Annotated in this window: 19 protein-coding genes and 1 tRNA gene; 12 read left to right on the forward strand and 8 right to left on the reverse strand. The window is 33.0% G+C overall.

Going from position 1 to position 22,806, the window contains the following annotated elements:
* Nucleotides 1-123 precede the first annotated feature (123 nt).
* The 3 genes from ACNRYB_RS06610 to ACNRYB_RS06620 all read right to left on the reverse strand — a co-directional run bounded on the left by ACNRYB_RS06610 (nt 124) and on the right by ACNRYB_RS06620 (nt 2,236).
* Nucleotides 124-375: a DUF6814 family protein gene (locus ACNRYB_RS06610; RefSeq protein WP_473729595.1), complete on the reverse strand. Its 252-nt coding sequence runs from the start codon at nt 373-375 to the stop codon at nt 124-126.
* Nucleotides 376-388: 13 nt separating this feature from the next.
* The gene (locus ACNRYB_RS06615; protein WP_473729596.1) at nt 389-1,882 is read right to left on the reverse strand and encodes an MFS transporter; all 1,494 of its coding nucleotides are present in this window, start codon (nt 1,880-1,882) and stop codon (nt 389-391) included.
* A gap of 281 nt (nt 1,883-2,163) precedes the next feature.
* Nucleotides 2,164-2,236 (reverse strand) — tRNA-Phe (locus tag ACNRYB_RS06620).
* A gap of 99 nt (nt 2,237-2,335) precedes the next feature.
* Between ACNRYB_RS06620 and ACNRYB_RS06625 the strand changes: the two genes are divergently transcribed.
* From ACNRYB_RS06625 to ACNRYB_RS06650, 6 genes are all read left to right on the forward strand, one after another.
* Nucleotides 2,336-3,070: a type III pantothenate kinase gene (locus ACNRYB_RS06625; RefSeq protein ID WP_129746108.1), complete on the forward strand. Its 735-nt coding sequence runs from the start codon at nt 2,336-2,338 to the stop codon at nt 3,068-3,070.
* Complete coding sequence (locus ACNRYB_RS06630; RefSeq protein ID WP_473729597.1) at nt 3,063-4,292, forward strand: hypothetical protein; 1,230 nt, start codon at nt 3,063-3,065, stop codon at nt 4,290-4,292. Before ACNRYB_RS06625 ends, ACNRYB_RS06630 begins: the two co-directional genes overlap by 8 nt.
* A gap of 51 nt (nt 4,293-4,343) precedes the next feature.
* Nucleotides 4,344-4,901 carry an LPS export ABC transporter periplasmic protein LptC gene (gene lptC, locus ACNRYB_RS06635; RefSeq protein ID WP_129746110.1) on the forward strand — a complete coding sequence of 186 codons (558 nt, stop codon included), beginning with the start codon at nt 4,344-4,346 and terminating at the stop codon, nt 4,899-4,901.
* Between the two features lie 202 nt (nt 4,902-5,103).
* Nucleotides 5,104-6,360, forward strand: coding sequence for a hemolysin family protein (locus ACNRYB_RS06640; protein WP_473729598.1), 1,257 nt, complete (start codon nt 5,104-5,106; stop codon nt 6,358-6,360).
* 107 nt (nt 6,361-6,467) lie between these two features.
* Nucleotides 6,468-8,567: a peptidylprolyl isomerase gene (locus ACNRYB_RS06645; RefSeq protein WP_473729599.1), complete on the forward strand. Its 2,100-nt coding sequence runs from the start codon at nt 6,468-6,470 to the stop codon at nt 8,565-8,567.
* A 272-nt stretch (nt 8,568-8,839) separates the two neighbouring features.
* Entirely contained in the window at nt 8,840-9,286 is a 447-nt protein-coding gene (locus ACNRYB_RS06650; protein WP_129746114.1) for a hypothetical protein, read from the forward strand.
* 12 nt (nt 9,287-9,298) lie between these two features.
* Here ACNRYB_RS06650 and ACNRYB_RS06655 read toward each other — a convergent pair whose 3' ends face one another.
* Both ACNRYB_RS06655 and ACNRYB_RS06660 read right to left on the reverse strand, forming a co-directional pair.
* On the reverse strand, nt 9,299-10,207 hold the full coding sequence (locus tag ACNRYB_RS06655) for a GYDIA family GHMP kinase (RefSeq protein ID WP_129746115.1): 909 nt from the start codon (nt 10,205-10,207) through the stop codon (nt 9,299-9,301).
* A 97-nt stretch (nt 10,208-10,304) separates the two neighbouring features.
* Nucleotides 10,305-11,618 (reverse strand): hydroxymethylglutaryl-CoA reductase, degradative, encoded by a 1,314-nt coding sequence (locus ACNRYB_RS06660; RefSeq protein WP_473729600.1) that lies wholly within the window; start codon nt 11,616-11,618, stop codon nt 10,305-10,307.
* 180 nt (nt 11,619-11,798) lie between these two features.
* Here ACNRYB_RS06660 and ACNRYB_RS06665 point away from each other — a divergent pair, with 180 nt between their 5' ends.
* The 6 genes from ACNRYB_RS06665 to ACNRYB_RS06690 all read left to right on the forward strand — a co-directional run bounded on the left by ACNRYB_RS06665 (nt 11,799) and on the right by ACNRYB_RS06690 (nt 19,063).
* Nucleotides 11,799-13,970 (forward strand): S9 family peptidase, encoded by a 2,172-nt coding sequence (locus ACNRYB_RS06665; protein WP_473729601.1) that lies wholly within the window; start codon nt 11,799-11,801, stop codon nt 13,968-13,970.
* Between the two features lie 36 nt (nt 13,971-14,006).
* Nucleotides 14,007-15,683: a peptide MFS transporter gene (locus ACNRYB_RS06670; RefSeq protein ID WP_129746118.1), complete on the forward strand. Its 1,677-nt coding sequence runs from the start codon at nt 14,007-14,009 to the stop codon at nt 15,681-15,683.
* Nucleotides 15,684-15,688: 5 nt separating this feature from the next.
* Nucleotides 15,689-17,173, forward strand: coding sequence for a peptide MFS transporter (locus ACNRYB_RS06675; RefSeq protein ID WP_473729602.1), 1,485 nt, complete (start codon nt 15,689-15,691; stop codon nt 17,171-17,173).
* A gap of 47 nt (nt 17,174-17,220) precedes the next feature.
* On the forward strand, nt 17,221-17,688 hold the full coding sequence (locus ACNRYB_RS06680) for a thioredoxin family protein (protein WP_008466477.1): 468 nt from the start codon (nt 17,221-17,223) through the stop codon (nt 17,686-17,688).
* Between the two features lie 215 nt (nt 17,689-17,903).
* Nucleotides 17,904-18,356, forward strand: coding sequence for a thioredoxin family protein (locus ACNRYB_RS06685; RefSeq protein ID WP_343705354.1), 453 nt, complete (start codon nt 17,904-17,906; stop codon nt 18,354-18,356).
* Between the two features lie 308 nt (nt 18,357-18,664).
* On the forward strand, nt 18,665-19,063 hold the full coding sequence (locus ACNRYB_RS06690) for a thioredoxin domain-containing protein (protein WP_008466480.1): 399 nt from the start codon (nt 18,665-18,667) through the stop codon (nt 19,061-19,063).
* A 2-nt stretch (nt 19,064-19,065) separates the two neighbouring features.
* Here ACNRYB_RS06690 and ACNRYB_RS06695 read toward each other — a convergent pair whose 3' ends face one another.
* The 3 genes from ACNRYB_RS06695 to lpxB are packed head-to-tail and all read right to left on the reverse strand — an operon-like array spanning nt 19,066 to nt 22,762.
* Complete coding sequence (locus ACNRYB_RS06695) at nt 19,066-21,096, reverse strand: ComEC/Rec2 family competence protein (protein ID WP_473729603.1); 2,031 nt, start codon at nt 21,094-21,096, stop codon at nt 19,066-19,068.
* Nucleotides 21,097-21,148: 52 nt separating this feature from the next.
* Nucleotides 21,149-21,634 carry a C40 family peptidase gene (locus tag ACNRYB_RS06700; RefSeq protein ID WP_473729604.1) on the reverse strand — a complete coding sequence of 162 codons (486 nt, stop codon included), beginning with the start codon at nt 21,632-21,634 and terminating at the stop codon, nt 21,149-21,151.
* A gap of 6 nt (nt 21,635-21,640) precedes the next feature.
* Complete coding sequence (lpxB, locus tag ACNRYB_RS06705) at nt 21,641-22,762, reverse strand: lipid-A-disaccharide synthase (RefSeq protein WP_008466483.1); 1,122 nt, start codon at nt 22,760-22,762, stop codon at nt 21,641-21,643.
* Between the last annotated feature and the right edge of the window lie 44 nt (nt 22,763-22,806).

Raw genomic sequence — 22,806 nt, forward strand, 5'->3', positions numbered from 1 at the left:
GTTTGGTTAGTAATTAAAAAGGGCTGTCTAGAAATGGACAGCCCTTTTTTGCTTAAAGTAGTTTTTTGTAATATAAATGTGTTTTTTTCGAGGTGATTAAATAAGTCGATGGAGTTTTATGTTTTAACGATAATTGTTTTTTTCTTTTTTCTTTTTCGGATTATTATATTCTCCAATTAAAGAATAATATCCAAATGTTCCCAAGCCCATAACAATAAGCGGCGTTAGTATAAATAGAATAATTACACCAAATACTAAATCGTCCTGCTGGTCTGAAAGAAGTTTTGGCAAACCAAATTCAAACACGCAAAAATAGGCAGCCGCCGCTGCTAAAGCAATCCATAACGCCCCTAAAACTTGTTTAATCGCATTCATTTTTTTGTAAATTTTAAAGGTGAGTAATTTTGTTTTTGTTGTCAATATAAATCATTCCAATAACAAAGCAGATTCCAGCAATAATTATAGGATACCATAATCCGTCCAAATAAAAATCGGCTTTGCCTGCTGTTTTGGCGTGTGATACAAAATAAGTGGAAATGGCAGGAAGCAATCCGCCAAAAATTCCATTTCCTACATGATAAGGAAGAGACATGGAAGTATATCTGATTTTAGTTGGAAACATTTCTACTAAAAATGCCGCAATCGGACCATAAACCATTGTTACAAATAGCACTTGAATAAAAACCAGAAGAATTAAAGTCCATTTATCGTTTGAATTAATATGAATTGAAACACTTGTCTGTGCATCTTTTTTGTCCATGTACGTTTTTTTCTCCGTTACGGTTGTACCATCAGTATATTTTTTTTGAGTTGTTGTAATAGTACTTCCATCAGCTTTTTTTTCGCTTTTTTCAATTGGATTTTGTACTATTTCCGTTTTCTGGTTGATGTCTGTTGTATTGTACATCATTTTATAAATAGGTCTGTAAGAAAAAATAGCTAATAACATTCCAAGCATCATAATGTATTTACGTCCAACTTTATCGCTTAGCCATCCAAAAACAATAAAAAATGGAGTTCCAATCAAAAGGGCAATTCCTAATAATTCATCAACTTGCGAAGAATCAACATTCATGACCGTTTTCATGAAACTCATTGCGTAGAATTGTCCCGTATACCAAACAACACCTTGTCCCATTGTAGCTCCAAATAATGCTAAAAGAACAAATTTTAAATTGTATCGGTTTCCAAAACTCTCTTTCAACGGATTTGTACTTGTTGTTCCCTCTTTTTTAGCTTTCGCGAAAACGGGAGATTCATCCATGTTTTTTCTAATCAAGTAAGAAACTCCAACCATGGCAATCGAAACCCAGAAAGGAACGCGCCATCCCCATAAATCAAAAGCTTCTGCAGAAAGCACACTTTTCGTGGCCAGAATAACCATTAGCGAAATAAATAAACCAACAGTCGCAGTAGTCTGAATCCAAGAAGTCCAATATCCTTTTTCTCCTGCTGGTGCATGTTCGGCCACATAAGTAGCAGCGCCGCCATATTCTCCTCCAAGAGCAAGGCCTTGAAGCAGGCGTAAAATCAAAACTAATAATGGAGCTAGAAAACCAATTGTTTCATAACTTGGAATACAGCCTATCAAAAAGGTTGAACCACCCATTAATAATAAGGTAGCCATAAAAGTATATTTTCGTCCAATGATATCTCCAAGCCTTCCGAAGAACAAAGCTCCAAATGGGCGAACTACAAATCCGGCAGCAAACGTGGCTAAAGTTGATAGAAACGCTGCGGTCGGATTATCGCTAGGGAAAAATTTTGTTGAAATAACAACAGCTAAACTGCCAAAAATATAAAAATCGTACCATTCAATCATGGTGCCCATAGAAGAGGCTGAAATTACTTTCCAAATGCCTTTAGTAGAAGTTTTGCTCATAAAACTGCTTTGAGATCTTGTTAGTGAATGAAAAAGAAAAATACAGTTTTACGAATATATAAGATTATTTTTTATTCAGTCAATACTTTTTTAACAAAAACTATTTATTTATTGACAATTGATTTCGAAGTGAAAAAGGATTTAACCGCAAAGAGCGCAAAGATTTACGCAAAGGTTCACAAAGTTATTTTTAAACTTTGCGAACCTTGCGCTCTTTGCGGGTTAGATAAAACAGAAAAGTATAAAAAACAAAAAACCCGAATATTTCTATTCGGGTTTTGTGGTACCTCCAGGGATCGAACCAGGGACACATGGATTTTCAGTCCATTGCTCTACCATCTGAGCTAAGGTACCGTGCTTGTTGCGGGTGCAAATATATAATCATTTTTGGTTTGTGCAAAACATTTTTTAGAAAAAATCAATTCGTATCTTCGCAAAAGCAAAAAAGAAAATATGATTTTAACGGTTGATGTCGGAAACACCAGAATTAAAGCGTCTGTCTTTGAGGATAATACTGCTCTAGAAAATTTTGTTTTTGAAAAAAATGAACTCGAAAAAAAAATTGAAAAAATTTTAGAAAAATATCCAAAATGCTCCGATTTGGTCGTTGCTTCAGTCGGAAATATCGAAAAACAATCATTTTTGTCTTTCGAAAATAGACTGAAAGTTCATTTTTTTACTCACGAAGATGTTTTTCCTTTTCATAATAAATATGCAACTCCAAAAACTTTAGGAATAGACCGAATGATTTTGGCGGCAGGGGCAACACTGCAATTTCCAAAACAAAACCGTTTGGTTATAGACGCAGGAACTTGCATAACCTATGATTTTATCGACGAAAACGATAATTATTTAGGAGGAGCCATCTCTCCAGGACTTCGTTTACGATATGAATCACTGCATAATTTTACTGCTAGACTGCCGTTATTAAGCTTAGAAGCTCCCGATTCTTATGTAGGAAACTCTACGGCACAGGCCATTCATTCTGGCGTTGTGAATGGTTTCGTCTATGAGATTGACGGTTTTATCGATGAATATCGCAAAGAGTTTTCAAATTTTATCATAATTTTAACGGGAGGCGATGCAGATTTTTTGGCTAAACGATTAAAAAATACCATATTTGCCAATTCAAATTTCCTTCTGGAGAGTTTGAGCCAAACATATCAATATAAAATCGACAATGATTAAAAAAGTAATACTAAGCGCTTGTTTGCTTATATCGTTCGTTTCATTCGCTCAACAAGGTACTGCTTCGCCTTATTCTTTTTTCGGAATAGGAGATGTGAGATTCAAGGGAACTCTTGAAAACAGATCTATGGCAGGAGTTGCAGTAGAACAAGATACGATTCACTTAAATTTAGAAAACCCAGCAAGTTATGCCAGCTTAATTCAAACAACTTTTACAGTTGGAGGAACATTTGCGACTTCAAATTTAAAAACAACTTCTGCATCAGAAAAAGCACAGCGTTCTACTTTTGATTATTTGGCATTAGGAATCCCAATGGGGAAATTTGGTGCTTCATTTGGTTTGATCCCTGTAACTTCGGTAGGATACAAAATTCGTAACGACAATTCTGCAATAGAAGGAGCAACAAGCTCGCAACTTGATGGAAAAGGCGGTGTAAATAAGGTATATTTTGGTTTGTCATATAAAATAATGAAAGACTGGAATGTTGGAGTAGATGCACAGTATAATTTTGGAAAAATCACTACAACAAGTATCGAAGCTGTTACGGGAGTTCAAAATGGAACAGCGGAGGTTAATACTTCTGAAATTTCGGGTATGGGATTTAGTTTCGGAACAATGTATCAGAAAAAGATCCATAAAAAGATGAGTATATTCTCTAGTTTAAGCTATTCTTTTGCAAGTAATCTGAATTCGGATAATACACAAGTTATTTCAGTTCAAGGAGATCCAGATCCTTATGTAGTTCCTAAAGAATCAACAAAATTGAAGCTTCAAAATAAGTTAAGTATTGGATTAGGTATTGGTGAAGCGAGAAAATGGCTTGTAGGAGCAAATATGACTTTTCAGGGAGATGGGCAGTTAGCAAATTATTACAATGCTGCTGATAACGTTAGATATGAAAGCTATTCTAAGTATGCGCTTGGAGGATATTATCTTCCAAACTATGCTTCTTTTACAAGCTATATGAGCAGAATTACGTATAGAGCAGGTTTGAAATATGAAAAAATTGGTTTGATCGTAAATAATGAATCCATTAAAGATGTCGGAATGTCATTAGGAGCAGGAATTCCAATTCCGGGATCATTTTCAAATGTAAACTTAGGAATTGAATTTGGTAAACGTGGTACAACTTCTGCAGATTTAGTGCAAGAGAATTACGTTAATTTCAGTGTGAGTTTCTCTTTCAATGATAAATGGTTTGTGAAGAGCAAATACCAATAATCAAAACAGAATATCTTTTAGAAGCTCATTACAATTTACTACATTTGGCAAATGAATTTACCAAAAAGATATAGTCTCATAGCTGTCACAGTTTTTGCTGTGACACTATTTTTTGGATGCGAAAGTAATTTTAAAGAAGTTCAGAAAATTAACTTCTCAGAATTTGTTCCTGCCAGTGATGCAGATACTGTAAATATTAAATATACAGATTCTGGACGCATTACAGGTGTTTTGATAAGTCCGAAAATGTTAGATTATTCAAATCTTGATTTTCCTTTCACAGAATTTCCTAAAGGAATTGATGTGACATTATATGATAAGAAGCAAAAACGCACCTTTATAAAAGGCAATTATGCAGTTTCTTATAAAAACACAGGAATCATTGATTTGATAGGAAAAGTAAAAATCACTTCAGAAGCTGGACAGGTTTTAGAAACAGAACAATTGTATTTTGACCAGAAAAACGAATGGTTTTATACAGAAAGAAAATTCAAATTGACCGATGCAAAGGGAGTTTCCTATGGTCAAGGAATAGATTTTAGCAAAGATTTTAAAGTAATCAATTCGCAGCGAATAAGCGGTGAAATAGAATCAGACAAAGAATTATAATATTATGGGTTATTTAAAATATACACAATACGTTTACATCCTGTTTGCAGTTTTCTTTACTTATGATGGTATCGTAAAATTAAATGAGGGAGATGAAAGTTATCCTTTCTACTTTGTAATTGCAGGGATGGCTATTTTTATGTTTTTCTTTAGGAGAAGATTTCTTAACAGGCACAACGATCGAAACAAAAAACAATAAAAAATGGAAATTAGTATTATAATAATCTGTTTAATACTAGCCGCCTTTTTTTCTGGGATGGAAATCGCTTTTACATCCGCCAACAAAATTTATCTCGAAATTGAAAAGAAACAAGACGATTTCCTGTCTCGAATCTTAACAAAGCTAACCGAAAATCCATCTAAGTTTATTGCTGCCATGCTTATTGGCAATAATGTGGCATTGGTGATTTACGGTTTTTTTATGGGTGATCTGATTTTGGGTTGGATGGCTCATTTTGGTTTTATTTTTTCTGATTGGTGGAATATTCTTATTCAGACACTACTTGCAGCATTTGTAGTTTTGCTGACTTCTGAATTTTTTCCAAAAGTATTTTTTCAGATTTATGCCAATTCTTTAATTAAAATTCTGGCGCTTCCTGCTTATTTATTTTACCGATTATTCTATTACATTTCCACTTTCTTTATTTGGATTGCTGATTTTGTGCTGAGCAAATTTTTTAAAACAGAAGGGAATCAAATCCATTTGTTTAGTCGTATAGAACTAGGAAATTACATTACAGAACAGATGAGCACTGTTGAAGAAGATGAAGAAGTAGATTCTGAAATTCAGATTTTTCAGAACGCTTTAGAATTTTCAAATGTAAAGGCGCGAGATATAATGACACCTCGAACAGAAATTGTAGATATAGATTTGTTTGATACAGTTGATGATCTTAAAGCCTTGTTTATAGAAACGGGATATTCTAAAATTATCATAAGCCAGAATTCATTAGACGACATCGTGGGTTATGTTCATTCATTCGATTTGTTTAAAAAACCATTGACGATAAAATCGGTTTTGATGACAGTCGAATTTGTTCCTGAAACTATTTTAATCAAAGACGTTTTGAATTTATTGATCAAAAAACGAAAAAACGTAGCAGTTGTTTTAGATGAATATGGAGGGACTTCAGGAATTGTTACAATTGAAGATATTGTCGAAGAGCTTTTTGGTGAAATTGAAGACGAGCACGATTTAGACGAAGAATTGATCGAAGAAGAAATAGGAGAAGGCAAGTATTTGTTTTCAACCCGATTAGATGTTGAATACTTGAACGAAACCTACAGATTGATGATTCCAGAAGAGGATTCTTACGGCACATTAGGAGGTTTTATTGTGTATCATACGAAAGAAATCCCACAAAAAGGAGATAAAATTGTAATAGATAAGTTTCATTTTTCTATTCAAGAGGCTTCAAATAAGAAAATAGAACTAGTCAAATTGACAATTAAAGACTGATTTTTTAAATTAATGAAAAAAAATATTGAAAATAAAACGCTAGTTGTATTGTTATTAACTAGATAATTGTATTTTCGCAAACTGAATATAAAATTAACGATAATAAAATGGCAGTTTTAGCAAAAATTAGACAGCGTTCCGCTTTATTGATAGGAGTTATTGCACTTGCATTATTTGCATTTATAATACAAGATCTATTCACAAGAGGAACATTTGGTCAAAGTTCAAAAGATGTAGGAAGCATCGATGGAAAAGATATTTCATTTGAAGACTTTAGAGTTAAAGTTAGTAATGTTGAAAAAAGTGGGCAAGGTATAACTTCCACTGAAGCTGCAAACAGAGTTTGGGATCAAGAAGTTTCAATCGCTTTATTGTCATCACAATTTGATAAATTAGGATTGAGAGTTGGTGAAAAACACATTTTAGAGGTTTTAAAATCAGATCCAAATATTGGTAAAAATCCAATGTTCTTAAACGCAGCAGGAATTTTTGATGTTGTTAAGTTCAAAGATTATTTTAAATCTAATCCGGAAGCAGCACAATACATTTCTCAAAAAGAGAAAGATGCTGAATTGAATGCAAAATTTCAAATCTACAATACTTTAATTAAATCAGGACTTTACACAACTGCTAGTGAAGGAAAATTAAAGTATGAAATGGAAACTAATAAAGTAAGTTTTGCTTTTGCAGCTGCTCCTTATTCTTCTATTAAAGATAGTGAAGTAAAAATCTCTGACGATGAGATCGTTGCTTACATGAAGAAAAACGAGAAAAAATTCAAAGCAGATGCAACTCGCGAAATTCAATACGTTTTAGTTGAAGATAAAGCTTCTAAAGAAGATGAAGCTGAAATTAAAGGTAAATTGACTGCATTATTATCGGGAAGTGTTGTTTACAACGCAAAAACTGGTAAAAATGATACATTGCCAGGATTCAAAAACGCTACAAACATTGCTGAATTTGTAAATGCAAATTCTGATGTTCCTTACGATTCTACTTATGTTCCTAAAAATGCATTGCCAGCTGTTGATGCTGACAAATTATTCAGCTTGCCTGCTGGAGCTATCTACGGGCCATACGTTTACGGAAGATACTATGCAATTTCTAAATCTCAAGGATTTAAAGCTGGTGTTAATGCAAAAGCTAGTCATATCTTAATTGGTTATGAAGGATCTCAAACTCCAAACCCAAAAGAAAAAAGAACTAAAGAAGAAGCTAAAGCTAAAGCTGAAGAAATTTTAGCGCAAGTTCAAGCTAATCCAGATAGCTTTATGATGTTGGCTTTTACAAGTTCTGATGATTCATCTGCTCAACAAGGTGGTGATTTAGGATATTTTGGGCCAAACCAAATGGTAAAACCTTTCAATGATTTTGTATTCAGCAACGGAATTGGTAAAGTTGGTTTAGTTGAAACTCCTTTCGGATTTCACATTATCAAAATTACAGATAAACAAGACGGAATTCGTTTAGCTACAATTGCTCAAAAAATTGAGCCTTCTGAAGCTACTTCTGATAAAGTATTTACCTTGGCAACTAAATTTGAAATGGATGCTGCTGATAAAGACTTTAACGCTGCTGCTAAAGAATTAGGATTAAAAGTGGCTCAGCCAGTTAATGCAAAAGCTATGGATGAAGCGTTTGGACCATTAGGAAACCAACGTAACATTATCAGATGGGCTTTTGACAAAGAAACAGATAAAGGAGACGTTAAACGTTTTGAAATTGCAAACGTAGGACACGTTATTGCACAATATAAAGGTGAAAACAAATCTGGTTTAGTTTCTGTTGATATGGCAAGGCCTTATGTAGAGCCTATCTTGAAAAATAAGAAAAAAGCAGAATTGTTAAAAGCTAAAATGCAAGGTTCAAGCCTTGAAGCTATTGCTAAAGCTGCAGGAGTTGCTGTTCAGCAAGCTACTGATGTAACTCTTGATAATCCAGTTCTTCCTGGTGGAGTTGGGCAAGAGCCAAGAGTTGTAGGTAATGCATTTGCTTTAACTGCAAACAAAATTTCTGCTCCAATTGAAGGAAACACAGGTGTTTATGTAGTTAAAAACATCAAAACTGTAAAAGCTCCTGCAATTGCTAATCATGCAGCATATGTAGAGAAAGTAAAAGCTCAAAGCGCATCTGATGTGAATAGAGTATTGCCAGCCTTGAAAAACAATGCTAAAATTGAAGATAACAGATTACAATTTAATTACTAATTAAAAAGTACTTCATCTCATATAAAACCCGAAACGCTTTAAGTGTTTCGGGTTTTTCTTTTTTTAGAAATCAGCAATTCTGTTTTGTAAATTTTTACTGTTAATTTTCTGAAAGTATATAGGAATTATCGAAATTTAATTTAAAAAACTTGTGATATTCAAATTATTACAGTTAATTTGCTCGATTTTTAACTTTAACATATTTTTGGCTTTTGCCGCACAATAAAAGAAATTATCTAAATAAACAAAAAGCTTAATAATAAAATCATTTAATGTTTTTTACTTTTAAATTTTTTAGAAAAAAGCCAAGAGTATATACCAAAATAGAAAGTCATATCTACGGTATTATTACAGAGCTTTTAAAAGTGAGCAGCACCGACATCAATGTTGATGAATTGGGTGGAAAGTATTATTTGAGTAACGAAGAACAGCATTTTAAAGTTACTATTTTGAGCAATGATTATGTAATCAGGCTAACCAATACGCATGATTCTGTAGCTGAAAAATACGATAAGGTTTTTGTTGAAGATGTGCTGAAAGCCGTAAAAGAAGAAAAACACCGACGGATGGAAGTGGTTTACGATTCGATTACCAACAGCATCGAAAAAATGGCGGAACGCTTGCACAATAGACTTATTGAGTCAAATGAGCAGGAAAGCAAATCGGTTCGTCGTTTGGAGACAACAAAACATGTTAAAACTAAAAAAGCAAATTATTAGTTGTAATTGCTTTTATAGAATCATTTCTTCATAAGTCAAAATTGTCTCATATCCTTTATTAAAAAAATATTCTTTCGGATTTTCTTTAGAAACTACCAGAATAAAATCTCCGCCCCAAGCCCCAAGACTCTTTATTACGCCATTAAAATCTGGAAAAACAGCCTCTTTTATAGTTTGCATTTCTAAAACATTGCTTAGATGAATTTCGTGTTTTTGTACTGCAGCAGCAAATTCTTTTAATGTTTTGGCATTAAGTATTGCGTTTGTGATTTTATTATTTTGCGCGACACTTTCTGATAGATGGCTATTTTTATGATTGTTGTATGAATAGATAGCAGATTTACTGTTTTGTTTTTTATTTAGATAAACAAAATAAAGATGCTCTTTAAAATCTGGATTAAATTCTACTTGCTGTACAAAATTATCTTTTATTCGGTATAAAACAGGAGTGTTGTTTTGTGCGCATGCAATATCGTAACCGCTTCCGCCAAAACTGTTTTTCAGTAAAGTATAGGCGTTAATTCCAGCCCATTGTGCAATGTTATTGATAAGAGTAGAAGAAGTTCCTAATCCCCAATTTCTTGGAAAACTTAAGTGCGTGCTTACTTTATATCCGTTAGCATTATCAATAAATTTTGGATTTAAAATATAAGCTTCATGCAGAATATTGACCAGTGTTGATTTTACGGTATCAATTTGCGGATCTGAACCTTTTATAACTTCATCAAACGAGATTGTTTCCTCAAACCATAAATGTTTGTCGTAATCATAACTTTTCCATTCGATCTGTTTGTTGTCTAAATCTTCAATGACCAAATCTTGGCCAAATTTTGTAGGCAATGCAAAAGCATCTGCCCCGTCTAAAACGAGATATTCACCAGCGATAAAAAGTTTTCCGTTACTATAAAAGGTTGTTGGCATACTTGTTTTTTATTATAAATTCCAAATTTTTAATTCCAAAATTCCAAGAACTAACATTGGAATTTGGAATTTAAAATATTGGATTTTCTTAACTAGGTTATTTTCTTAAATTCTCAATAAATTCTACCACAGCACTGTGAGAAACAGCTGTTTTTTTGAAATGCGTTTTAATTAAATGACGTTCTTCGTCGGTAGCTTCAAATTGATTGATGATGTTGTTCAGGTGCATTTTCATGTGTCCTTCTTGAATTCCTGTTGTGGTTAAGGAACGCAACGCAGCAAAATTTTGTGCCAATCCTGCCACAGCTACGATTTCCATTAATTCTGGAGCAGAAGGTTTTTGTAAAATTTCAAGACACAATTTTACTAAAGGATGTAATGAAGTTAAACCGCCAACAGTACCAACTGCAAGAGGGATTTCAAGCCAAAAAGTAAAAATTCCGTTTTCAATTTTGGCATGTGATAAACTTGCGTACTGTCCATTTTTGGCAGCATAAGCATGTACGCCAGCTTCTACAGCTCTAAAATCATTTCCTGTTGCCAAAATTACAGCATCGACACCATTCATAATACCTTTATTATGTGTAACCGCTCTAAAAGGTTCAATTTCTGCGATTTGCACTGCTTGAACAAAACGTTCTGCAAATTCTTGAGGGTTGGTAATATGTTTTTCTGCTAAATCTTCTATGGGACAAGAAACTTCGGCTCTAACAAGACAGTGCGGAACATAATTGGAAAGAATGCTCATTATAACTTCAAGTTTTTCTCCATTTTTAAATAAATCAGAATTTTGAGCTTCTTCTTTTAAAGTAGAAGCAAATTGCTCCAAACAAGAATTGATGAAATTGGCTCCCATGCTGTCTTTGGTTTCAAAAGTAGCATGAAGCTGATAATAGTTTTCTAGTAAACTTCTTTTGTCTTTTAATATAATATCTAAAATACCTCCGCCACGTTGCTGCATATTTTTGGTAATGCTTTGTGTTTCTGAGAAGAATTTAGGTTTTATCTGGTCAAAAAAGTTGTGCAGTTTTTCTGCATCTCCGCTATAAGTAAAATGAACCTGGCCAATTTTTTCGGTATTGATTATAGTAGCTTTAAATCCTCCTCTAGTAGACCAGTATTTTGCTGCTTTAGAAGCTGCTGCAACCACAGAACTTTCTTCAATAGCCATCGGAATCGTTTTGTATTTTCCGTTGATCATAAAGTTAGGAGCTACTCCAAGCGGGATATAAAGATTTGTGATCGTATTTTCTATAAATTCATCATGAAGCTGCTGAAGCTTTTCATCTGAATTCCAGTAATTTCTTATAATATCATGTGCCTCTTCTGGATTTGAAAAGTATTCATTTGCAATCCAATCGATTTTTTCTTTTTTGGATAATTTAGAAAATCCAGCAACAGCGTTGTTCATTCTCAATGTATTAAATAATATTGTTGCGGCAAAGATACTATTTTAAGAGTTTTGATTGCAATCTATTTCATACATGAAAGTGCGCAATCGTTATTTTTTTTAACATTTAACACTTAAAATGTGTATTATGTTTATTTTTTTTACTAAAATTGGGCTCTTTTTATATTTAAAATAATTCTAATGAATACAAGTAAATTTACTGCAGTATTTTTATTTTTAACTGCGGTTGTTTTTGGACAGCAGAAAATAACTGTCGAAAATGTTTTTAGCGGTACTTTCCGGGCTAAAGGAATGGATGAACTGCAATCGCTAAAAAATACAAATCAATATACTGTTTTAAATGTTGACCAGGCGAGCAGAAGTATGCAGATTGATTTATACGATTTTGCAACCCTGAAAAAAGTATCGAATCTTATTGATACTAAAAACTACAAAGAACTTGCCGACGGAATTGACAGCTATACCTTCGATGCTTCTGAAAAAAAGATCTTAATTGCTTGTAATTCTTCTAAAATCTTCCGTCACTCCTTTACTGCTGATTACTACCTTTATGATATCGCAGCAAAATCTCTGATTAAACTTGTTGATTTCCAAATTCAAGAGCCAACTTTCTCACCTGATGGCACTAAAATCGCTTACGCACGAGAAAACAACTTATATGTGTATGATGTAGCTTCAAAAAAATCTGCTCCGATTACTACAGACGGAAAGAAAAATGCGGTTATAAATGGTATTACTGATTGGGTTTACGAAGAAGAATTTGCTTTTGTGCGTGCATTCGATTGGAGTAAAGACAGTAAAAAAGTAGCTTATATTCGTTTTGACGAAAGCCAGGTTCCTGAGTTTTCAATGTCAATCTTCCATAAAGACTTATACCCAAAAATTGAAACTTTTAAATATCCTAAAGCTGGAGAAAAAAACTCAGAAGTTTCACTGCATATATATGATGTAGCTGCGGGAGCAACTAAAAAAGTAGATTTAGGAAAATATAATGATTTCTACATTGCGAGAATGCAGTGGACGAATGATGCGAATGTGCTTTCTGCGCAGGTTTTAAACCGTCATCAAGATAATTTAGATATATTGTTTATTGATGGTACGACTGCTAGTTCAAAAGTGGTTTTAAATGAAAAAGATAAAGCTTACGTAGATATAACTGATAATTTGACTTTCTTAAAAGATAACAGTTTTATCTGGACAAGCGAAAAAGACGGTTTTAATCATATTTATGTGTATGATAAAAACGGAAAACTTAAAAATCAAGTTACAAAAGGAAACTGGGAAGTGGTTTCATACTACGGTTTCGACGAAAAAACAAAAACTATTTTCTATCAATCTACAGAAAATGGTTCTATCAACAGAGATCTTTACAGAATTGGTTTAGATGGGAAAAATAAAGTGCGTTTGTCTTCAAAAACAGGAACAAGTGCAGCGACTTTCAGTCCAAATTTCCAATACTTTATTACAACTTTCTCAAGCAATACGCAGCCTACAACTTATACTTTAAACGAGGCTAAAACAGGAAAAGAAATTCAAGTTATCGAAAATAATCAGGCACTTGCTGATAAATTGAAAGCATACAACCTTCCATCAAAAGAATACTTTGTTTTAAAAACAGCTAAAGGAAATGAGCTAAATGCATGGATTTTAAAGCCAAAAGATTTTGATCCTTCAAAAAAATACCCTGTTTTCATGTTCCAATACTCTGGTCCAGGATCTCAACAGGTGGCAAATCAGTGGAATAATTCTAATGATTACTGGTTCGCTTCATTAACTCAGCAAGGTTACATCGTAGCTTGTGTTGACGGAAGAGGAACAGGTTACAAAGGAGCTGATTTCAAAAAAGTAACTCAAAAAGAATTAGGAAAATACGAAGTTGAAGACCAAATTGATGCAGCAAAAGTAATTGGTGCTTATCCTTATGTTGATGCTTCAAGAATTGGAATCTTCGGATGGAGCTATGGTGGATTTATGGCTTCGAACTGTATTTTCCAAGGAAACGATGTTTTCAAAATGGCAATTGCTGTTGCGCCAGTTACAAACTGGAGATTTTATGACAGTGTTTACACAGAAAGATACATGCAGACTCCGCAAGAAAATGCAAGCGGATACGATCAAAACTCTCCTATAAATCACGTTGATAAATTGAAAGGGAAGTTCTTATTGATTCATGGTTCTGCAGATGACAATGTTCATGTTCAGAATACAATGCAGATGATGGAAGCTTTAATTCAGGCAAATAAACAATTTGATTCTCAAATTTATCCAGATAAAGATCATGGTATTTATGGCGGAAAAACGAGAGTTCAGCTTTATACCAAAATGACCAACTTTATCAAAGAAAATTTATAAATCTAGAAATATTTAAACCTAATTAAAAAGAATAGTATGGGAGAAACTCAAGTAAAAACAGCGCATCCAAAAGGTCTTTGGGTATTATTTGGAACGGAGATGTGGGAGCGATTCAATTTTTATGGAATGCGCGCTTTATTGACTTTATTTCTTGTGAATTCATTATTGATGAAAGAAGAAGAAGCATCATTAATTTATGGAGGATTTCTTGGACTTTGTTATTTGACGCCAATGTTGGGAGGCTTTGTTGCCGACCGTTACTTAGGAAACAGAAATTGTATTCTACTGGGAGGATTATTAATGGCAATAGGACAATTGCTTTTGTTTACGAGCGGAAGTGTTTTTGGATCTAATTTAGGTTTGGCAAAAATTATTATGTACTCTGCGTTAGGAGTAATTGTTTTTGGTAACGGATTCTTTAAACCAAATATTTCTAGTATGGTTGGAAGTTTGTATCCAAAACAAGAAAAAACAAAACTAGATAGTGCTTTTACTATTTTCTATATGGGAATTAACATTGGAGCATTTTTAGGTCAGTCTATCTGTCCTTTATTAGGAGATGTTAAAGACGCAGGAGGAATTAGAGATATCCATGCTTTCAGATGGGGATTCATGGCGGCTTCTGTGGCTATGTTATTAGGTACAATTCTTTTTTACTTCTTAAAAAATAAATATGTGGTTTCTCCAGAAGGAAAACCATTAGGGGGGCTTCCTTCTAAAAATGATGCTTCAGATTTTGAAGAAGGAGAGGCGCAAAAAGCAAACTTTTCTACAAAAGCTCTTATTGGTGCGGGAATTGCATTTGTTGCTTTAGGATTCTTTTTCCATTACGTTGTAGGTCAGAACTTGATTTATACTTTGATTTATTCAAGTGGTTTGGCTTTGGCAGGATTAATTATTTCTGACACTTCTTTAACTAAAGTTGAAAGAGATAGAATTATTGTAATTTATATCGTTTCGTTCTTTATTATCTTCTTCTGGGCAGCGTTTGAGCAAGCAGGTTCATCTTTAACTTTTATTGCAGATAACCAAACAGACAGACACTTCTTTGGTTGGGCAATGCCACCATCGATGGTTCAGATTTTTAACGGAATGTTTGTTGTCGTTTTAGCGGTTCCTTTCAGTGTTCTTTGGGATACTTTAAGAGCTAAAGGAAAAGAACCGATTTCACCAGTAAAACTTGCTGCTGGTTTAGTGATCATTTCGATCAGTTTCTTTATGATTGCAACTCAAGTTTCTTACATCGGAACTTCTGGACTTTTATTAGTTAAATGGCTTATCTTATTATATTTCTTAAATACATGTGCTGAGTTGTGTTTATCTCCGATTGGTTTATCATTGGTAGGTAAATTATCTCCAAAACGTTTTGCGTCATTATTATACGGAGTATTCTTTTTGTCAAATGCATCAGGTTACGCTTTAGGGGGAACTTTAGGTTCTATCTTGCCAGCAACTGGAGATAAATTTGCAAAAGCAAAAGAACTTGGAATCGATCTTCAAGCGGTTCTAGATAAAAAAATAACGCTTTCGGCAGACCAATTGGCTTTGTTGGATCATCATCAGATTAGTGCGCAAAATCCAATTTTTGCAGGATTTGAAATCCATAACTTATACGAATTCTTTATGGTTTTTGTTGTCTTGACAGGTATTGCTGCAATTTTATTATTTGCTTTAACACCACTATTGAAGAAATTAATGCACGGTGTTAGATAATTAGAATGGAAAACAATATTACTTTAGAAGAAATTCAAAATTTTCAAGGCAAGTACCCAAAGCAATTGTGGTACTTGTTTTTGGTTGAAATGTGGGAGCGTTTTTGTTTCTACGGAATGAGAGGGGTTTTAGCTTTTTTTATGGTAGACCAATTAGGTTTATTGGAAGGAAAAGCAAATTTGCAATACGGAGCAATTCAGGCGTTTGTATATGCGTTTACCTTTATCGGTGGAATTTTTGCCGATAAAATTCTAGGTTTCAAGAAATCGCTTCTTTTTGGAGGAATCGTTATGATTTTGGGGAATTTGCTTATTGCAGCTTCTCCGCATGATTTCTTTTACTATGGAATAACACTTTCTATTATTGGAACAGGTTTTTTTAAGCCAAACGTATCTTCAATGGTAGGAGAGCTGTATCATGAAAATGACGGTCGTCGTGACGCAGGTTACGGACTGTTTTATGCGGGAATTAATATTGGTGGAATGCTTGGAGGAGCGATTCCTATTTATTTAGGGAAAAACTATTCTTGGAGTCTTTGCTTCCTTTCTGCAGCAATTGTTATGATAATTGGAGTTATAACTTTTCTTTTAACGAAAAAACACTTAGCGCCAATTGGAAATTCTCCGTTAGAAAACCATGAACCTAAAAAACGTAATCTTTACGAAATAGCAGTTTATGTAGGTTCATTTGTTGTAATTCCATTAGTTTACATAATGGTTATCAATTCTGATTTTACAGAGTACTTTATGTATACAATGGGAATTGTGGCATTGCTGTATTTTGCGTATGAACTGATAATGTTAAAGGACGGAAAGCAACAGAGAAAACTTTTGGCTGCATTTGTATTCATCTTTGGCTATTTTATGTTTATGGCTATTTCTGAGCAATCAGGTGGTTCATTGTCTTTGTTTGCAAAGGATAATTTATCGAACAAAATGTTGTTTTTCCATATCGATCCAAATGTGGTAAATAATAGTATCAATTCATTGTATGTTGTTATTTTTAGTCCATTGGTAGGATTGTTATGGATATTTATGGCGAAGCGAAAAATTGAACCTAATACAGTTATTAAGTTTGGTTTGTCATTTGTTTTGCTTGCGGCAGGTTTCTTTATTTTTTACAGTGCCAGATTTTTTGTAGATGCAGACGGATTAAGTTCTCTAGATGTTTTTGCTTTAGGATACCTTGTGTATACGCTTGGGGAATTGTGCATCGGCCCTATCGGGATGTCGGTAATTACAAAATTATCTCCTAAAAGATTGTTTGGAATGATGATGGGATTATGGTTCTTATCAAGTGCATTTGGTCAGTTTGCGGCAGGAAAATTAGGAGCTGAAATATCTGATGCTAATACAGGAACTACATTAATGTCTAAGTTAATTGCTTATACAGATGGTTATTATCAATTAGCCGTATATTCTTTTATTGCAGGTATTGTTTTAATTGTTGCAACGCCACTGATTAGAAAATTAATGCAAGAAGTTAAATAATTATATTGTAATTAGTTTTTGCATAAATTTGTATAAAATTTCTCATTATGAAAAAAATAGTACTTATTGCTTTATTTTTAATTGGTGCAGCAAATCTACAGGCACAGGAATTAAAATGGTATACAGATGTTAGAGAAGCAATTACTGTAAGCAATAAAGAACAAAAGCCTATGCTAATGTTTTTTACCGGCAGTGATTGGTGCGGATGGTGTATTCGTTTGCAAAATGAAGTTTTAAAGACTGCTGAATTTAAAAAATGGGCAACAGATAATGTTGTTCTAGTTGAGTTGGACTATCCTAGATCTGTTCCTCAGACACCAGAACTTAAAAGCCAGAATAACGAATTGCAGCAAGCTTTCGGGATTCAGGGTTTTCCAACTATATTCTTTACTAGTGCAGAAACAAAAGATGGCAGAGTTAACTTTAAAGGTCTTGGTAAAACAGGATATGTGGCCGGCGGCCCATCAGCTTGGTTAACTGTTGCAGAAGGCATAGTGCATCCGAAGAAAATGTAAATTTTAGTTTGAAAAAATAATGAAAGGTCTCTTACTTTGTAAGGGACCTTTTTTGTTTAGTAGGAAAAATTCTTTATAAAAATAGCTTCAAATTGATTATTTAATATTTTATTAAATGAAAAAAAACATATAATGTATTTTTTGTATTAATATAATTTGGATAATTAAAATATAATGTTAATTTCGTCTTGCTAATCTAACCAAAACCAATTTATATGACTAAAAAATTACTTATCCTACTGTTTTTTTTAGGTTCATTTATGATGCAAGCACAAAATTTAGCATGGAGAACAAACATGACAGATGCTATTGCTATAAGTAATGACCAGAAAAAACCGATGTTGATTTTATTCACTGCCTCAGGTGTACCAGAAAATCTCCAAAACGAAATCTTTAAAACACCTGATTTTGCTGTTTGGTCGCGAGATAATGTGATCTTAGTAAAATTAGATTTATCTGATATGAATGCTTCAGATAGTGATCGTGAACAGAATGTAAAATTAAAAAATGCATTCGGAGTTCAAGATCTTCCAGAAGTATGTTTCGCAATGGCGTCAGTAAGAAAAAACAAAACGACATTTAGTGCTTTAGGAAAAATAGCCTACAAACCTGGAGGAGCAAAAGCTTGGATTGCAGAGTCAAATGCAATTTTGCATCCAGTAGAATAATAAACGATTTCATTCGACTTTTATTTTAATTTTTTTAGTCCCCTTTATGTTTTACAGAGAGGGGATTTTTTTTTCTGAAACGTCAGTAGAGAATTTGATTATTTTTACTAGTGTTTATTTAACATTTATTAAAAAATAAGCGATTTATTATCAATTTGATTTTAATGCTTACGAGTTGGTTTTTAATTCATTAAAAAATTTTATCAGATTCTGTTTTTGTATTATTTTAGTTTTATTAACATAATCAAAACCCAAATTATATGCCTAAAAAATTACTCATCCTACTACTATTTTTAAGTCCATTTTGTATGAATTCTCAAAATATAATTTGGAAAACCGACATTAATGATGCTGTAGCCGTAAGTGCAGAAAAAAGAAAACCGTTATTGATTTTTTTTACCGCTCAAGGCGTAAGTCCTCAGCTTCAAAATGAAATTTTTGCTACCCGAGATTTTGAAGAATGGTCGCGAAATGTGATATTGGTAAAACTAGACCTTTCAGACTCTTCAGCTTCTGATGCTGTTAAAGAACAAAATCTAATGTTGAAGAATGCTTTCGGGATAGAAGATATTCCTCAAGTGTGCTTTTCTGAGGTAACAGTCAGGAAAGGAAAAACAAATTTTAATAAACTAGGGCTTATTGGCTATACAGGTTCTGGTGTTAAATCTTGGATTTCTGAATCCAATTCAATTTTAAATCCAGAATAAAATTATAATTGATAATATCCCTTTTCTTTTGTGGAATGAAAAGGGATATTTTTTTTAAGACAGCTTTTTCCCCAGTATTTCTGAATTGAATTGGAATTTGAACCATCTGCAATAACAACTTTTGGATGAATCTTCTGCAGCAGCCGATCTAGATTTATTTTTGAGGTTTGAGTAAGGATTACAATATCTGGATTTATTTTTTCGGAGAAAGCTTTAGTTCTATCAATTATTAGTATTTTGTTATTTTTAAAGTAAAGCACATTTTTAATCTCTTTGATTTTAGACAAACTGATTGAATTTCCAACGAGATAAGAATTTATATTTCTTTTATTCATGTTTTTATCGATAGTATCTCTACTATAGAGTACTATGTTTTTTCCTAAGCGCTCAGAAATAAGCGTGTTGTTTTTTTCATTGTAAACAATCAATTCTTCTTCATTTTCGGTTTCAACTTTGGTTAAAATAAAAGCAAGTTGTATTGTAATAATTGAGGTAAACACAAATATCAATTTTTTAAAACTTGGTTTTTTAATCCAGATTATAGTGCCAATTATAAAGAATGAGAATGCCCACAAATGGTAAAAATTAAAGCTAATATCTCGAATGACGAATGAATCGGCAGAAGCTACTGTGTGAATCATAAGGTTTAGCAGATAAATGCTTTTTTCAAAAATTATTGTCATGAACAATGGAGGACTGGTAAAAATGGCGATAATCATTATGACAATTCCAGCAATCATAATAAAAGACAAAACAGGAAGTATAATGATGTTTGTGACAAAAAATAAGCCCGGAAATTGATGGAAATAATAAAGGCATAAAGGCAAAGTGCCAATTTGTGCCGCAAAAGAAACCGTGAGTGCTTCCCAGATGTAAACCGATATTTTATATTTTGGTTTATAAATGTTTTTTAAAATCGGCTGTAGCCAAAGAATAAAAAACAATGCAATATAACTTAATTGAAAACCGACATCAAATAGAAAATACGGCTCAAAAAGTAATATCAATAAAATAGAAACTAGTAAAGTATGATAGATATTTCCATTTCGGCGCAAATGATTCCCAATTGCAACAAATGAAAACATCACTACAGATCTCAAAACTGAAGGTGACAAACCAGAAATTATGGCAAAACCTGCCAAAGAAATTAGAATAGAAGCTAATTTTAAAAATGAACCTTTTCTCGTGTTTGGAATAGGTTTAAGAATAAAAGTGATGAAAAGCATTATAAAGCCCACATGAAGCCCTGAAACAGATAAAATATGCGTAGCTCCAGAATATTGATAGTCTTGGATTATATCTTGTGAAATCTCTTGCTGTTGGCCTAATATTAAAGCCAGAGCCACATTCATTTCGGCGTTATTGAATTTTGATTTTTCAAGATTGGAAATTATTCTCGAATGCAATTTTGCACAGTAATACCAAATGTCTTTTTGAACCGTATTGCTGACCAAAATTTCTTTTTTCTGGCAATAAATCTGCGCATAAATTTGTTTGTCGGCTAAATATCTGCCGTAATCAAATTGATTCGGATTTTTACTGGGTTTATTTTGCTGTAAAACGGTTTGGATTTTAATGCTATTCCCTACAATTAAAGGGTTTTTGGTGCTGTCTTTCAGGACGTTTACAATTATTTTTCCCGAATAGGCTTTTTCCGATATTGTTTTTACAAGACCAATGTAACGATCGCTATAATCGTTGCTTTTTAGTTTTTCTCTTAAAATTAATGTGACAGATTCAGGATTTATGAAAGCTGTTTGGCAATGTGTGTAATTGCTTTTTTGAAGGCTTTGTGTATGGCATAAAAGCGTTAATGCTCCAATGCAGAAAGATAAAATATAGCTCAGATTTCCAAATAAGATAGATTTCTTATTGTGCTTTAAATTCCAAAAGAAGGCGCCGCAAAATGCTATAAAGCTTATTAAAACCCAAAAGGCAATAACTGAAATAGAAAAATGCAGGTAATAAGAAGCGATTATGCCAAGAATAAAGGCAAGCGTAATTTTTATTAACGGAAAATCTAATACTTTCATGGTATAAAAGTATTAAATATTTGTAAGAAAAATAATAAATAAAATGAGTTTTTTAAGGAATTACTCTATTTACCTGCTCAAAAGAATTTTTGTAATACGGCTCTTTGGTAGAAGAAATAATAACTCCTTTTGAGGTTGACGAATGCACAAATTTTACTTCATCAGAATTGGCTTCTGTAATCAATCCAACATGGTTGATTTGTCTGCTTTTGTTGGTTTTAAAGAAAATTAGATCGCCTTTTCGAGCATCGTTTAACGGAATTACTTTTCCAATTTTTGCTTGATCATAAGAACTTCTCGGAAGTTGTATATTTTCACTTTCAAAGGTAGTGTAAACCAATCCAGAACAATCAAATCCACTTTTTGTGGTTCCTCCAGCTTTGTAGCGCACGCCAATATTGTCAGTTGCCTTTTCAATTAAATTATTTACCAACGATCTATTTTCTTTTTTAGATTCGTTTTTGTTTGCAACAGAAGAAGTTGATTTACAGGAAGTAAAAGCAATTGCTAAAAGCAGAAAAAGTAGTATTCTTTTCAAAATAGATTAATTAGTTTGTTTTAAATCGGCAACAATGAGTTTCGCTGTGTTCTTACTTGCGCCAACTCCGCCTAATTTTTGTTCTAATATATCGTAATTTTGTAGCACTTTATTGCGATAGTCAGGCTCTAATAATTTTTGAAGTTCTTCTTTGATTCGTTTTTTATTGCAATCTCCCTGAATCAATTCAGTCACAACTTCTTGATCCATAATCAAATTTACAAGAGAAATGTATTTTAAAGTGATAATTCGTTTTGCAATCTGATATGAAACTTCACTTCCTTTATAACAAACTACTTCGGGAACTTTAAAAAGAGCTGTTTCAAGAGTTGCAGTTCCAGAAGTTACTAATGCAGCTGTTGAAGAACGTAGCAAATCGTAAGTTTTATTGGAAACAAATGCAATGTTTTTATTTTTTAAGAATTGCTGATAAAATTCATATTCCTGACTTGGAGCGCCAGCAATAACAAATTCGTAATCCTGAAAATCATCAACAACACTCAGCATTACACTCAGCATTTTGGTAATTTCCTGTTTACGGCTTCCTGGCAGAACAGCAATGATTGGTTTTTCGCCTAGATTATTTTCTTTTCTAAACAAAGCTTCATCAAAAGCAGGCTGATTCTGAATCGCATCGATAAGTGGATGCCCAACAAAATCTACAGGAAAATGATGTTTATCTTCGTAGAAACTTTTCTCAAAAGGCAAAATCACATACATTTTATCAACGTCTTGTTTGATTGCTTTAATTCTGTTTTCTTTCCAAGCCCAAATTTGAGGAGAAATATAGTAATGTGTTTTATAGCCTAATTCTTTAGCCCACTTTGCAATTCGCATATTAAAACCAGGATAATCAATAAAAATAATCACATCTGGTTTAAACTCCGTGATGTCTTTTTTACAGATTTTAATATTGTTTAAAATGGTTTTTAAATTGAAAACCACTTCAATAAAGCCCATAAAAGCCAAGTCGCGATAATGTTTTACTAGAGTTCCGCCTGCTTTCTGCATTAAGTCTCCGCCCCAAAATCTAATTTCAGCTTCTGGATCTTCAACGTATAATGCCTTCATTAAATTTGAACCATGTAAATCTCCAGAGGCTTCTCCTGCAATTATGTAATACTTCATGTTGGTTTTTTTGTAAATGTGCTAATTTGTAACTCCTAAAGGGA

The organism is Flavobacterium sp. CR10, assembly GCF_055814415.1.

Coding starts and splice junctions, on each gene's coding strand:
- ACNRYB_RS06610 (WP_473729595.1), bottom strand. CDS start 375: ATGAATGCGATTAAACAAGTTTTAGGGGCGTTATGGATTGCTTTAGCA.
- ACNRYB_RS06615 (WP_473729596.1), bottom strand. CDS start 1,882: ATGAGCAAAACTTCTACTAAAGGCATTTGGAAAGTAATTTCAGCCTCT.
- ACNRYB_RS06625 (WP_129746108.1), top strand. CDS start 2,336: ATGATTTTAACGGTTGATGTCGGAAACACCAGAATTAAAGCGTCTGTC.
- ACNRYB_RS06630 (WP_473729597.1), top strand. CDS start 3,063: ATGATTAAAAAAGTAATACTAAGCGCTTGTTTGCTTATATCGTTCGTT.
- lptC (WP_129746110.1), top strand. CDS start 4,344: ATGAATTTACCAAAAAGATATAGTCTCATAGCTGTCACAGTTTTTGCT.
- ACNRYB_RS06640 (WP_473729598.1), top strand. CDS start 5,104: ATGGAAATTAGTATTATAATAATCTGTTTAATACTAGCCGCCTTTTTT.
- ACNRYB_RS06645 (WP_473729599.1), top strand. CDS start 6,468: ATGGCAGTTTTAGCAAAAATTAGACAGCGTTCCGCTTTATTGATAGGA.
- ACNRYB_RS06650 (WP_129746114.1), top strand. CDS start 8,840: ATGTTTTTTACTTTTAAATTTTTTAGAAAAAAGCCAAGAGTATATACC.
- ACNRYB_RS06655 (WP_129746115.1), bottom strand. CDS start 10,207: ATGCCAACAACCTTTTATAGTAACGGAAAACTTTTTATCGCTGGTGAA.
- ACNRYB_RS06660 (WP_473729600.1), bottom strand. CDS start 11,618: ATGAACAACGCTGTTGCTGGATTTTCTAAATTATCCAAAAAAGAAAAA.
- ACNRYB_RS06665 (WP_473729601.1), top strand. CDS start 11,799: ATGAATACAAGTAAATTTACTGCAGTATTTTTATTTTTAACTGCGGTT.
- ACNRYB_RS06670 (WP_129746118.1), top strand. CDS start 14,007: ATGGGAGAAACTCAAGTAAAAACAGCGCATCCAAAAGGTCTTTGGGTA.
- ACNRYB_RS06675 (WP_473729602.1), top strand. CDS start 15,689: ATGGAAAACAATATTACTTTAGAAGAAATTCAAAATTTTCAAGGCAAG.
- ACNRYB_RS06680 (WP_008466477.1), top strand. CDS start 17,221: ATGAAAAAAATAGTACTTATTGCTTTATTTTTAATTGGTGCAGCAAAT.
- ACNRYB_RS06685 (WP_343705354.1), top strand. CDS start 17,904: ATGACTAAAAAATTACTTATCCTACTGTTTTTTTTAGGTTCATTTATG.
- ACNRYB_RS06690 (WP_008466480.1), top strand. CDS start 18,665: ATGAATTCTCAAAATATAATTTGGAAAACCGACATTAATGATGCTGTA.
- ACNRYB_RS06695 (WP_473729603.1), bottom strand. CDS start 21,096: ATGAAAGTATTAGATTTTCCGTTAATAAAAATTACGCTTGCCTTTATT.
- lpxB (WP_008466483.1), bottom strand. CDS start 22,762: ATGAAGTATTACATAATTGCAGGAGAAGCCTCTGGAGATTTACATGGT.